The sequence below is a fragment of the Rathayibacter sp. AY1B6 genome (assembly GCF_002932755.1).
In the GTDB taxonomy this organism is placed as follows: domain Bacteria; phylum Actinomycetota; class Actinomycetes; order Actinomycetales; family Microbacteriaceae; genus Rathayibacter.
The window spans coordinates 44613-57046 of the sequence record NZ_PSWL01000025.1 but is presented as its reverse complement, the minus strand read 5'-3'; the positions used below and the strand labels follow the sequence as shown (position 1 = coordinate 57046).

Sequence of the window (12434 nt, the reverse complement as noted above, 5' to 3'; positions counted from 1 at the left end):
GCACTCCGAACTCCTTCGGACTCAAGGGCAGCACGGCGCCGTCGACCGTCGCGGCGTGCGTGTACGGATCGACGCGCAGGTTCCCGAGCGCCACCGGGGCGCGGTTCGTGAGGCGCTCGCGGCGGATCATCGCGCGGAGGCGGGCGGAGAGCTCCTCGAAGTGGAACGGCTTCGCGAGGTAGTCGTCGGCCCCCGCGTCCAGGCCGAACACCCGGTCCTGCAGTGCGTCGCGGGCGGTGAGCAGGATCACCGGGAGCGTGGCACCGCTCGCGCGAAGATGCCGGCAGATCTCGAAGCCGCTCATGCCGGGGAGCATCACGTCGAGGACCGCCGCGGCGTAGTCCGCGTCGCGCGCCGCGTTCAGCGCGTCGACTCCGTTGGAGAAGAGGGCGACGTCGTAGCCGTCGCCGAGGAGACCGCGCTCGAGGAGCCCGCCCATCTCGACGTCGTCCTCCACGACCATCACCGCATCACGCATCCGTGCCTCCTCCGGTCATGCTCGCATCCGCGGCGGGCCGGGACCGGCCCGTCGCGCCCGGATGTGCGGCTTCTCAGCGGCACGGCCCGGATGCGGGGGCGGCTCACGTGCGGACCGTCCGAGGAGGAGTGCGGGACCGGCCGGGGCAGGGGGCGGCCGCAGGGCGACGGGCAGCGGGCCCGCCGGCGAGAACGAGTCATCTGACCGGGTCGCTCCGGGTGCCCCCGTTCCTACGCTCGTCGGTACAACCGAGCAGAGAGCGGAGCGGACCATGGAGCAGCCGAACGTCGAGACGCGCAGTGCACGGCGGGTGATCGAGACCCTGACCGCCAACGGCGTGAAGTACGTCTTCGGGATCCCGGGAGCGAAGATCGACGCGGTCTTCGACGTCCTCGCGGACGAGGGGCCGGAGCTGATCGTCTGCCGCCACGAGCAGAACGCCGCCTTCATGGCCGCCGCGGTGGGGCGGCTGACGGGCAGCCCGGGCGTCGTCCTCGTGACCTCCGGTCCCGGCACGACCAACCTCGCCACCGGCCTGCTCACGGCCAACACGGAGCAGGACCCCGTCGTCGCGCTCGCCGGAGCCGTGCAGCTCTCCGACCGCCTCAAGCGCACGCACCAGTCGATGGACGCGGCCGCCTTCCTCACGACCGTCACGAAGTACACGGTCGAGTCGACCGATCCGGACGACGTCTCGGAGGCGGTCAGCAACGCGTTCCGCGCCGCCGTCACCGAGCCCCGAGGCGCCGCGGCGGTCGTGCTGTCGGCCAGCGTGATGGCCGCGCCGACCTCGCAGGTCATCACCCGGGCGGCCACGGGGCCGACGAGCGGTCCGGCCCGCGCCGAGGACCTCACCCACGCCGCCGACCTGATCAACACCGCGGAGCGGCCCGTCCTCCTCGTGGGACTCCGCGCGTCGGAGCCGGAGACCGTGGCGGCCCTGCGGACCCTGATCAGCGAGACGGAGCTGCCGGTGATCGAGACGTTCCAGGCGGCCGGCCTCGTCTCCCGCGAGCTCGAGGACCACTACCTCGGCCGCGTCGGCCTGTTCAAGAACCAGCCCGCCGACCTCGCCCTCGCCGAGTCCGACCTCGTCGTCGCGATCGGCTACGACGCCGTCGAGTACGACCCGGTGATCTGGAACAGCGACGTCGACCGCCGGATCGTCCACATCGACTCCGTCGACGCTCCGCTGGACAACCACTACCTGCCGGCGCTGGAGCTGAAGGGCGACCTCGCGCAGACCGTCGCGGCCCTCACGCCCCTCGTCTCCGGTCTGCAGCTCGACGAGGACGCCGCCGACCGGGTCGCCCGGCACCGGAGCGAGCTGGAGCGGATCGACGACGCGGCGCGGACCGCCGACGCGGCTCCCGGAACCGTCGATCCCGCCCGCCTCGTGCTCCTGATGCGCGACCTGCTCTCGGACGACGCCACCGTGGCCTGCGACATCGGCTCGAACTACATCTTCATGGCCCGGCACTTCCGCGTGTACGAGCCCAAGCACCTGCTCTTCTCGAACGGGCAGCAGACCCTCGGCGTCTCCTTCCCGTGGGGCATGGCCGCGAGCCTCCTGCGCCCCGGGACCCCCGTGGTCTCCGTCTCGGGCGACGGAGGGTTCCTGTTCTCCGCGACCGAGATCGAGACGGCGACGCGGCTCGGCCTCTCGTTCACGCACGTGATCATGCGCGACGACACCTACGACATGGTCGGCTTCCAGCAGCTGCTGAAGTACGGCCGCAAGTCCGGGGTCCAGCTCGGCGACTACGACATCGAGAAGTTCGCGGCGGCGTTCGGCGCCACGGGCAGGAGGGTGAGCGGCCTCGCCGAGTTCGAGGAGGCCTTCCGGGCGTCCCTGGCCGAGCCGGGCGTCTCGATCATCGACGTCGCGGTCGACTACAGCCGCAACGTCGACATCGCCGCCCACCTGGTCGAGGACGCCTTCGAATGAGCACCCACACGGTCGACTCGACCGACGACTACGCGATCTACCAGAGCTCGACCATGGCCGCGCTGCTGGCCGGGGTCTACGACGGGGACCTGACGATCCGCGAGCTGCTCACCCACGGCGACCTCGGGCTGGGCACCTTCAACCACCTCGACGGCGAGATGGTGATCGTAGACGGCGTCTGCTACCACCTGCGCAGCGACGGCTCCGTCCAGGTGGCGGACGGCGACGACAGGACGCCCTTCGCGGCCGTGCTGCCCTTCCACGCGACCACGACGTTCACGGTGGAGGAGCCGACCGGTCTCGCCGGACTCACCCGGCTGATCGACGACGCGGTCGACGGCGGGAACATCCCCGTCGCCCTCCGGATCGACGGCCGGTTCACCGAGGTCCGCACCCGGACCGTCGGCGAGCAGACCGAGCCGTACCCTCCCCTGATCGAGGCGACCGCGCACCAGAGCGTCACCGGCATCGCCGACACCAGCGGCACGATCGCGGGCTTCCGCACTCCGCAGTTCGAGCAGGCCGTGTCGGTCCCCGGGTACCACCTGCACTACGTCGACGACGCCCGCGAGAAGGGCGGCCACGTCCTCGACGTGACCGTGGCCGAGGTGACGGTCTCGCTCACGACCGTCGCCGGACTGCACCTCGCGCTCCCGGAGACGGATCAGTTCCGCCGGGCGGACCTGGCGATGAAGGACATCGCGGCTCAGGAGGCGCGAGCGGAGGGCTGAGGCGGGTGGGACGTGCGGGGAGACGGGCCGGCCGCGACCCGTCTCCCCGGGGCCGGTCAGGGCGCGAGCTCCTCGCGGACGATCGCCGCTCCCGCGCTCAGCGCGCTGAGCTTCCCCCAGGCGAGGTCGCGGGGGAGCGGCGCCATGCCGCAGTTCGTGCTCGGCAGGAGCAGGTCCTCGTCGACGAACCGGAGGGCTCGGCGCAGAGTGTCGGCGACCTCCTCGGGAGTCTCGACGGTCCCGCTCGCCACGTCGATCGCTCCGAGCATGACCTTCTTGCCGCGGACGAGCTCGATCAGCTCCATCGGGACGTGGGAGTGGTGGCTCTCGAGCGAGACGATGTCGAGCGTGGACTGCTGGAGGAGCGGGAGCGACTCCTCGTACTGCCGCCACTCCGAACCGAGGGTCGCCTTCCAGTCGGTGTTCGCCTTGATCCCGTAGCCGTAGCAGATGTGCACGGCGGTCTCGATGCGGAGTCCCTCCGCCGCCCTCTCCAGAGCGGCCACTCCCCAGTCCTGCACCTCGTCGAAGAAGACGGTGAAGGCGGGCTCGTCGAACTGGACGATGTCGACTCCGGCGTCCTGGAGAGCCCGCGCCTCCTCGTTGAGGATCGCCGCGAACTCCCACGCCAGCTTCTCGCGGCTCCCGTAGTGCCGGTCGGAGAGGGTGTCGATCATCGTCATCGGGCCGGGCAGCGCCCACTTGATCGGCTGATCGGTCTGCTCGCGCAGGAACCGGGCGTCGTCGGCGAACACGGACTTCTCGAGGCCCACGGCGCCGACGACGGTCGGCACGCTCGCGTCGTACCGGTCGCGGATGCGCACCGTCTCGCGCCGCTCGAAGTCGACGCCCGCGAGGTGCTCGATGAACGTCGTGACGAAGTGCTGGCGGGTCTGCTCGCCGTCGCTGACGATGTCCAGGCCCCGGTGGTGCTGCTCGTGGACGGCGGCCCGCAGAGCGTCCTGCTTGCCCTCGGCCAGGGCGTCGCCGTCCAGTCTCCACGGGGACCACAGGGTCTCCGGCTGCGCGAGCCACGACGGCTTCGGAAGGCTGCCGGCGATCGAGGTGGGCAGGAGCGGGAGAGACGTCGAGGATCCGCGCGCGCTCATCGGACCGCTCCCGCGTACCCGGCGGCCCACTGCCGCAGCCGCTCCCCGTGCGGCCTCATCAGGTGCTCCTCCGCGAACCGTCCCTGCTCGACCGCGAGCCGGCCGCGCTCCTCGCGGTCGTAGGCGACCGCGGGCCGCGCGTAGTCCTGCTGCTCCAGGTCCGGCCGGTAGACGTCGGCGGCGGCCGAGCGCGCACCGTAGATCTCGGGCCGGTAGATCCTCTGGAACGTCTCCATCGTGCTGATGGTGGCGATGAGCTGGAGGTCCGAGTAGTCCTCGAGCAGGTCGCCCCCGCAGTAGAACGCGAGCGGTGCCGTGCTGCCGGGCGGCATGAAGAAGCGGACCCCGAGGCCCATCTCCGCGAAGTACCGGTCGGTCAGCGAGAGCTCGTCCTGCCGGTACTCGACGCCGAGGACCGGATGGCGGGTCCCGGTGCGCCGGTACGTCCTGCTCGTCGAGACGCTGATGCAGATGACGGGCGGCGTCGAGGAGAGCTCCGCGTACTGCGCGGAGTCCCGGAAGTGCTGGAAGAGGGCGCCGTGGAGGACGCCGAAGTCGTCGGGGACGGTGAAGGCGGTCTGCGAGGCGTTGACCGCCGGCAGCCGCACGCTGAAGTCGTGGTCGCGGAGGTAGGACGAGAAGTTGTTCCCCAGGGTCCCCGGGTGACATCGTCCGGTGCGGCGATCGAGGATCCTGGTGCGCAGGACCTCCAGCAGGGGGAACTCCCGGTCCTCGCCGTCCGCGCTGAGCCGCAGCCCGACGGAGACGATGTCGAGCCCGACCGTGTAACGGTCCGGATCGTCGCCGGATGCGAGCTCGCTGAACCGGTCGTCGATCATCCGCAGCGCGGTCCGGAGGTTCTCCCGGCGGCGCTCGCCGCGGGCCAGATTGGCGAAGTTGGTGGTGATCCGGGAGCTCTCCGCCGGCGAGTAGTCCTCGTCGAAGGGGGTGAGGGTGATGCTGAAGGCGGGTTCGTTCGTCATGATCGGCCGTTCGGTAGGAGGGACAGGGGCGGGGGCGTGATCCCCTACGTCCCGAAGAGATTGGCGCGGGTCCCGCCGGGGGCGAGCTCGTCGCGGAGGATCCCGCGGCGCCGCAGGACGGGGACGAGGTCGTCGAGCATCCGGTGCAGGGTGACCGGGTGCAGGTCTCCGGAGAGGAGGAGCCCGTCGCTGCCGCCGTCGTCGCCGAGCTCCTCGACGAAGTCGGCGAACTCCTCCGCGGTGCCGACGAAGCCGGCGCGGTCGGCGACCCGGCCCTTGCGAGCCTTCCTGGTCAGCAGCTCCCGCAGCGGAGCGTCCTCCGTGCCGCCGTACAGGCCGGCGATGGTGCCGTGCGAGACGTGCTCGCCGAACACCGACCGCGGGACGGGGAGGTCCAGGTCCAGCCCGGTGAGGTCGGTCTCCAAGTCGCTCGACCAGCCGAGCGCGATCCGCCGCAGCGCGTCCTCGTCGGGGTGGCGCGACGCCTCGACGACGCGCGCCGCCTCCTCCGGGCTCGACACGATCTCGGGCTTCACGACGAAGAGCACGCGGAGGTCGTCCGCGGTCCGCCCGTGCTGCTCGGCCGCGGCGAGCACGCGCGCCCGGTAGTCGCGGACCGCCCGGGCCTCCAGCGGCGCGAGGGCGAGCTGCACGTCCGACTGCATGCCGGCGAAGGCCAGCCCGCGGGGGGAGCCGCCGGGGGAGACGACGATCGGGTCGCCGTTCGCGAAGGGGACGGCGTTCAGGGGGCCGTCCACGCGGAAGTGCTCCCCGCGGTGCCGGAACGCGTCGATCCGGGTGCCGTCGGCGTAGCGGCCCGACCCGGGGTCGGCGATCAGCGCGCCCTCGCCCCAGCTGTGCCAGAGCCGGCGGACGACCGCCATCCACTCGTCGGCCCGGTCGTAGGCCGAGTCGTGCGACAGCGGCTCCAGGCCCACGTGGCGGGCGCTGCCGACGTCGGTGACGAGGTTGATCCCGAAGCGGTCGGAGCTGAGGTGCTGCAGCGTCGCGGCCTGCCGGGCGGCGAGGTACGGGGGCGTGATGCCGGCGTTGATCGTCGGTGCGAGCCCGATCCGCTCGGTCGCTGCGAACAGGTACGGCGCCAGGAGGAGCGGATCGTGCTTCGGCCCGCCGTACGCTCCCCGCACCCGCAGATCGAGCGTCTCCGGGGAGCCGAGCGAGACGGCGTCCTCCATCACGATCAGCTCGAAGCCGGCCTGCTCCAGCTCGCGCGCCGACTGCTGGTAGAGGCCGGGCTTCGTCCAGTCGTGGTTCCACTCCCGGTAGGGGTGCCCCCATCCCTGCGGTCCGAAGCCGCGGGAGAAGAACCAGCCGAAGTGCTGACGGCGCGCCACGCTCACACCCCCGCGAGTGCGGGGAGGGCGCGTGCGCGCACCGCGGCGAGCCCGCGCTCGAGGTCGCGGAGGAGGTCGTCGACGTCCTCGATCCCGATCGACAGCCGGAGGAGCCCGGGGTGGATCCCGGCGGCGGCGCGCTCGGCGGGGGTGCGCCCGGCGTGGGTGGTCGACGCGGGGTGCAGCACCAGCGAGCGCACGTCGCCGAGGTGGGTCATGTGGCTGAACAGCTCGACGGCGTCGATGAAGGCGGCCGCGCCCGCCTCTCCTCCGGCCACGGTGAAGGAGAAGACGGAGCCCTGCCCGCGGGGCAGCAGGCGCTGCGCGAGGGCGAACGACGGGCTCGACTCCAGACCGGAGTAGTCCACCGACACGACCTCGGGCCGCCCCTCGAGGAAGCGGGCGACGGCGAGGGCGTTCGCCGAGTGCCGCTCGACTCGCAGCGACAGCGTCTCGACGCCCTGCCGCAGCAGGAAGGAGTTCAGCGGTGACGGCGTCGGTCCCAGGCGGGAGACCACGATCTCGCGCGTGTAGGAGACGAACGCGCGTCGGCCGTGCTGTTCGGCCCAGCTGCGCCCGCCGAACGACCGCTCCTCCTGGTTGAGGTGCGGGAAGAGCGCGGGGCGCGCCGCCCAGTCGAACGTGCCGGCGTCGACGATCACGCCGCCGAGGGCCGAGCCGTGCCCGGCGAGGAACTTGCTGGTCGAGTGCACGACCACGTCGGCCCCGTGCTCGATCGGGCGGAGGAGGTACGGGGTCGCGAGCGTGTTGTCGACCACGAACGGGAGCCCGTGCCGGTGCGCGATCGCGGCCAGCGCCGCGAGGTCCAGGAGGTCGTTCTTCGGGTTCGGGATCGGCTCGCCGAAGAGGACCCGGGTGTCGGGTCCGATCCGGCGCTCCCACTCGCCGAGGTCGGACGCGTCGTCGACGAAGTCCACGCCGATCCCGAGCCGCCCGAAGTTCTGCACCAGCAGCCCGCGGTTGCCCTCGTACAAGCGGCGCGACGAGAGCACCCGGTCACCGGCCTGCAGGATCCCCAGGAGAGCGGAGGCGGTGGCCGCCTGGCCGCTCGCCACCAGGATCGCCTCGGCACCGCCCTCGAGATCGGCGAGCCGGCGCTCGACCTCCTCGGTGGTCGGGTTCCCGTTGCGGGTGTACAAGTAGCCCTCGTCCTCCCCGGCGAACCTCTCGCGGGCGTGCTCGAAGCTGTCGAACACGAAGCCGGCGCTGAGGTGCACGGGAGTGACGCGCGCCCCGTGGGCGCCGTCGGGCGCGGCACCGGCGTGCACCTGGCGCGTGGTGAAGCCTGCCGCCGCGGAGGCACGGGGTGCGGGCGCCGCGGTCGTGGTCGCGGCGCTCGCCGCAGCAGTGGTCGCGGTGGTCGCCGGTGCAGTGATCGTCACGGTGTGCTCCTGTCCAGACGCCCGGAAGGCGGATGCCGGGAGCCTGTCAGGCCGAGGGGAGTGCGCGTCGGATCGTGACGGAGTGTGACTGCGCGGGCGTGCCGTCGCGGGGTCGCGGACGCCGACCGTCGGCGTCGCGGGTCGCGGGTCAGCTGTGCGTCGTGTTCGCTCGGATCTCCTCGACGGACAGTTCCGGTGCGCCGCCCGCTGCCGCCGCCGGGTCCATCCAGACGAAGTCCCAGTGGTGGCCGTCGAGGTCGTCGAAGCTCTTGGAGTACATGAATCCGTGGTCCTGCTCGCCGGCCGGGGTCGCCCCCGCGGCGAGGGCCTTCCCGTGGAGCGTGTCGACCTCCTCCCTGCTGTCGGCGCTGAGGGCGAGCTGCACCTCGGTCGAGGTGGTGGCGTCGATGATCGGCTTGCTGGTGAACTCCGCGAAGAACTCCCGCGTGAGCAGCATCGCGGTGATCGTGTCGCTGATCACCACGCTGACGGCGTTCTCGTCGCTGAAGCCCTCGTCGATCGAGTAGCCGAGCGATTCGTAGAAGGCTCTCGCCCGGGCGAGATCGGCGACGGCCAGGTTGACGAAGATCGTGGTGGGCATCGGTGCACCGTTCCTGTCGGGTCGCCGGTGGCACGCCGCCGCCGGTCGTGACTGCATGATGATGACCGGCCGGCGGCGGTGTCAAGGAAGCGCCGTCGAGAAGGCGGCGGATGCCCGGTGCGGGGCGCCCGGGTGAGACTGCGGCGCGCGAGCGGGGAGCGGCTCATCGTCGTGAAGCCCTTTGGGAAGGGTCGTCACGTCTCCGCGTCCGCGCCAGTTCTGGTGGAAGCCGCGCCTGTACGGAGAAGGCTGTTGTTCCCTCGGCCGCTCGAACCTATGGTCGGCGATCGTGACCGCGGCGGCGGGGCTCCTCCTCCGTGACGGACCGCTCGGAAGGGTCGACCATGCGACGAAGCAGAACGTTCCACCTCTCGATCACCGCTGTGATCGCCTGCCTGACCGTCGGGACGGTCGCACCGGCCCCAGTCGCTCCTGCCGCCTCGACGAGTGTCCCGGTCGTCGTGAGCCGCGTCGACGGCATGTCCACGGGATTCCTCAGCGGTGTCGACGTCTCCTCCGTCCTCTCCCTCGAGGAGAGCGGGGTCGTCTTCCGCGAGAGGAGCGGCTCTCCGGCGGATCTCTTCGCCGTCCTCGCTGATGCGGGCGTCACGGCGGTCCGGGTCAGGGTGTGGAACGATCCGTTCGATGACCGCGGCCGAGGCTACGGCGGCGGGAACGTCGACGTCGGGCGAGCCGTCGAGGTCGGCAGACGCGCCACGGCTGCTGGACTGGGAGTGCTGGTCGACTTCCACTACTCCGACTTCTGGGCGGACCCCGGTCGTCAGCTGGCTCCGAAGTCGTGGGCCGGCTCGACGCCGGAGGCGACGGCAGCAGCCGTGCGAGGCTTCACGGTCAGCGCGCTTCGGAGGTTCGAGGACGCCGGCGTCGACGTGCGCGTCGTTCAGGTCGGAAACGAGACGAACACCGGGATGGCCGGCTACTCCCGCGACGCCACATCGATGGACGCCTCCCTCGCAGCGCTCTTCGCAGCGGGTGCTTCCGCCGTGCGGGAAGTGCTGCCGCATGCTCTTGTCGCTCTGCACTTCACGAACCCGGAATCCGTCGGGCGGTACTCGGCGATCGCCGCCGGGCTCCACCGCTTCGGAGTCGGCTACGACGTCTTCGCGAGCTCCTACTATCCGTACTGGCACGGCTCGACCGCGAACCTCACCGAGGTGCTGGCCCAGGTCTCACGGACCTACGGCAAGAAGGTGATGGTCGCCGAGACCTCGTGGCCGTACACCCTGACGGACGGCGACGGGCATCCGAACGTCATCGCCACTGCTCCCTCTTCGAGCCGGTACCCGATCAGTGTGCAGGGCCAGGCGACGGCTCTCCGGGATGTCGTCGCAGCAGTGCGCGATGTCGGATCGACGGGCATCGGCGTCTTCTACTGGGAGCCGGCCTGGCTGCCCGTCGGTCCTCCATCGGCTCTCGCCGCGAACCGGTCGCTCTGGGAGCGCTTCGGCGCGGGATGGGCCACGAGCCGCGCCGCGGGCTACGACCCGGTCCACGTCGGCGGGAGTCACGGCGGATCGGCCTGGGACAACCAGGCCCTGTTCGCTGCGGACGGCCGTCCCCTCGAATCCCTGCGCACCTTCGAGTACCTTCGCGGCACCCGCGGTTCCCGCGAGGTCTCGACCTCGGAGTGAAGCAGGTGGTCGATCCTCAGTGGTCCCGCCGCACGACCCGGACGCCCTTCCCCGGAACGATCACGGTCCCGTCCACGGTGCTGCCGGTGATGAGCTCGAGCGTGCCGGGGCTCGCGACCGCGGCGTCCGTCTCGGCATGGTTGATGAGGAAGGTGAAGTCCGCGACGTCACCGTGGCGGACGACGACTTCGAGCCCTTCCACTGTCTCGGCGGGTGGAGTGATGCCGGCGTCCGTGAGCAGGGTGTCGACGAAGTCCGCGAGGTCGTCGCCCCGGAGCCGCGTGGAGAGGTACCAGGCCGATCCGTCGCCGAGCACGTTGCGGGTGATCGCCGGTCCTCCGGCAGCTGGTCCGGAGGCGTACCGCGCTCTCTCGACCGCGCCCTCGAGGGCGATGTCGTCGGTCCAGCCGCGTCCTCGCGCTCCGGAGTCGAGCTCGACGACCTCGCCGTCGCGGAGCGGCAGGAACTCGGGGATCGAGAGGCCGAGGACCTCGCGAAGGGCGCCGGGGAAGCCGCCCTCGTGCACGGCGTCGTTCTCGTCGACGATCCCTGAGAAGTAGGAGGCGGCGAACGTGCCGCCGGCGCGGACGTACTCGGTCACGTTCGAGGACGACGTCCGGTCCATCAGGTAGAGCGAGGGGGCGAGGACGAGGCCGTAGCCGCTGAGATCGGAGTGGGGGTGGGCGAAGTCGACCGTGACACCGCGCTTCCAGAGCGCGGAGTAGAAGGCCTCGATCCGCTCGCGGTGATCGAGCTCGACCGAGGGCCGCCACTCCAGATCGTGCGCCCAGAAGGACTCGATGTCCCACAGGATCGCGACGCGAGTCCGGACGACGGAGCCGAGGACCGCTGAGAGGCGGTCGAGGTCGGCGCCGAACTCGACGACCTCCTTCCAGACCCGCGTCCGCGCCCCGGCGTGGGGGAGCATCGCGGAGTGGAACTTCTCGGCTCCGTACCGGGAGGCCCGGAACTGGAAGAAGAGGACCGCGTCGGCCCCGCGCGCGAGATGGCTCGCGGCGTTGCGTGCGAGCTCACCGGGGCGTTTCGCGATGTTGCGCGGCTGCCAGTTCACGGCCGACGTCGAGTGCTCCATGAGGATCCACGGACGCCCTCCGGCGAAAGATCGCGTGAGGTCGGCGTCCATCGCCAGCAGCACATGGTTGTCGTGGCGCTCTGCGGCCAGGTAGTGGTCGTTCGAGACCAGGTCGACCTCGCTGCTCCATCTCCAGTAGTCGATCGAGGGGCAGGTGGTGGCCATGAAGTTCGTGGTGACCGGCTTGTCCGAGTAGCGCTTGATCGCGTCGCGCTCCGCCGTGAAGCAGGCGAGGAGCGCGTCCGAGGTGAAGCGGGCGAAATCGAGCCGCTGCGTCTGGTTCACGACGGTGGCCGCGACCCGTGGCGCGTCGATCTCGTCCCACTCCCCGTACACCTGGCCCCAGAAGAGCGTGCCCCACGCCGCGTTCAGAGCGCCGAGCGTCGCGTACTTCGCCTGCAGCCAGGCGCGGAAGGCCGCGACGGAGTAGTCGGAGTAGTCCTCGCTGACCGGAGCGCCGTACTCGTTGTGCACGTGCCAGAGGACCACCGCGGGATGCGCGGCGTAGCGCTGCGCGAGCTGCTCCGTGACGGCGACGGCCGCCGCCCGGTACTCGGGCGAGCTCGGGCTGACCATGCCGCGCGAGCCCCGGCCCAGGGTGACGCCCTCCCGGGTGACAGGGTGGGCGTCCGGGTACGCCTTCCAGAACCAGGCGGGCGGGACGGTCGTCGGGGTCGCGAGGTCGACATCGATCCCGGCGCCGTGCAGCAGATCGAGCAGCTCGTCGAGGAACCCGAAGTCGTACCGGCCCTCCTGCGGCTCGAGCAGTGCCCAGGAGAAGATCCCGACGCTGACGAGGTCGACGCCCGCCTCGCGCATCAGGGCGACGTCCTCCGCCCAGACCTCCCGCGGCCACTGCTCGGGGTTGTAGTCGCCTCCGTAACGCAGCCCCGGCCGCCCCGGGATCCACGGAGCCCGGGGGAGCGGACGCCCGTCGGCTCCGGGGAGCCGGTAGCGGAAGGCGGAGGGGGTGTCGCCGGTAGCGGTGGTCATGCGAGCTGTCTCCTTCGGCTGTGCGCGGTCCCAGTGTCGTGCCCTGGTGCGGGTGGCTGCGCCACTGTTGACAGGACCATACACGTAT

At 71.3% G+C, this 12434-nt stretch carries 10 protein-coding genes; 3 read left to right on the top strand and 7 right to left on the bottom strand.

Annotated features, from left to right (window positions below):
* A partial coding sequence (locus C5D08_RS13325; RefSeq protein WP_146086097.1) for a response regulator transcription factor occupies window positions 1-478 on the bottom strand: 478 nt, incomplete at its 3' end.
* A gap of 271 nt (window positions 479-749) precedes the next feature.
* On the opposite strand from C5D08_RS13325, the gene alsS reads away from it, so the two are divergent.
* Complete coding sequence (gene alsS / locus C5D08_RS13320) at window positions 750-2426, top strand: acetolactate synthase AlsS (RefSeq protein WP_104277444.1); 1677 nt, start codon at window positions 750-752, stop codon at window positions 2424-2426.
* A complete protein-coding gene (gene budA, locus C5D08_RS13315; protein ID WP_104277443.1) occupies window positions 2423-3157 on the top strand; it encodes an acetolactate decarboxylase in 735 nt (244 codons plus the stop codon). Before alsS ends, budA begins: the two co-directional genes overlap by 4 nt.
* A gap of 56 nt (window positions 3158-3213) precedes the next feature.
* Here budA and C5D08_RS13310 read toward each other — a convergent pair whose 3' ends face one another.
* The 5 genes from C5D08_RS13310 to C5D08_RS13290 all read right to left on the bottom strand — a co-directional run bounded on the left by C5D08_RS13310 (window position 3214) and on the right by C5D08_RS13290 (window position 8608).
* Complete coding sequence (locus C5D08_RS13310; protein WP_104277452.1) at window positions 3214-4266, bottom strand: methionine synthase; 1053 nt, start codon at window positions 4264-4266, stop codon at window positions 3214-3216.
* Window positions 4263-5249 (bottom strand): putative oxygenase MesX, encoded by a 987-nt coding sequence (locus tag C5D08_RS13305; RefSeq protein ID WP_104277442.1) that lies wholly within the window; start codon window positions 5247-5249, stop codon window positions 4263-4265. Before C5D08_RS13305 ends, C5D08_RS13310 begins: the two co-directional genes overlap by 4 nt.
* 44 nt (window positions 5250-5293) lie before the next feature.
* Window positions 5294-6604, bottom strand: a complete 1311-nt coding sequence (locus C5D08_RS13300; RefSeq protein WP_104277441.1) for an LLM class flavin-dependent oxidoreductase — start codon at window positions 6602-6604, stop codon at window positions 5294-5296.
* Between the two features lie 2 nt (window positions 6605-6606).
* Window positions 6607-7893, bottom strand: a complete 1287-nt coding sequence (locus C5D08_RS13295; protein ID WP_104277451.1) for an O-acetylhomoserine aminocarboxypropyltransferase/cysteine synthase family protein — start codon at window positions 7891-7893, stop codon at window positions 6607-6609.
* Window positions 7894-8155: 262 nt separating this feature from the next.
* The gene (locus C5D08_RS13290; RefSeq protein ID WP_104257611.1) at window positions 8156-8608 is read right to left on the bottom strand and encodes a VOC family protein; all 453 of its coding nucleotides are present in this window, start codon (window positions 8606-8608) and stop codon (window positions 8156-8158) included.
* Window positions 8609-8952: 344 nt separating this feature from the next.
* On the opposite strand from C5D08_RS13290, the gene C5D08_RS13285 reads away from it, so the two are divergent.
* Window positions 8953-10260 (top strand): glycosyl hydrolase 53 family protein, encoded by a 1308-nt coding sequence (locus C5D08_RS13285; RefSeq protein ID WP_104277440.1) that lies wholly within the window; start codon window positions 8953-8955, stop codon window positions 10258-10260.
* A 16-nt stretch (window positions 10261-10276) separates the two neighbouring features.
* Here the strand turns inward: C5D08_RS13285 and C5D08_RS13280 are convergent, their stop codons facing one another.
* Window positions 10277-12346 carry a beta-galactosidase gene (locus C5D08_RS13280; RefSeq protein ID WP_104277439.1) on the bottom strand — a complete coding sequence of 690 codons (2070 nt, stop codon included), beginning with the start codon at window positions 12344-12346 and terminating at the stop codon, window positions 10277-10279.
* Between the last annotated feature and the right edge of the window lie 88 nt (window positions 12347-12434).

Excerpts from the sequence above, each read along its gene's own strand:
- alsS (WP_104277444.1), top strand. The coding sequence starts at position 750 with ATGGAGCAGCCGAACGTCGAGACGCGCAGTGCACGGCGGGTGATCGAG.
- C5D08_RS13280 (WP_104277439.1), bottom strand. The coding sequence starts at position 12,346 with ATGACCACCGCTACCGGCGACACCCCCTCCGCCTTCCGCTACCGGCTC.
- C5D08_RS13305 (WP_104277442.1), bottom strand. The coding sequence starts at position 5,249 with ATGACGAACGAACCCGCCTTCAGCATCACCCTCACCCCCTTCGACGAG.
- C5D08_RS13310 (WP_104277452.1), bottom strand. The coding sequence starts at position 4,266 with ATGAGCGCGCGCGGATCCTCGACGTCTCTCCCGCTCCTGCCCACCTCG.
- C5D08_RS13285 (WP_104277440.1), top strand. The coding sequence starts at position 8,953 with ATGCGACGAAGCAGAACGTTCCACCTCTCGATCACCGCTGTGATCGCC.
- budA (WP_104277443.1), top strand. The coding sequence starts at position 2,423 with ATGAGCACCCACACGGTCGACTCGACCGACGACTACGCGATCTACCAG.
- C5D08_RS13290 (WP_104257611.1), bottom strand. The coding sequence starts at position 8,608 with ATGCCCACCACGATCTTCGTCAACCTGGCCGTCGCCGATCTCGCCCGG.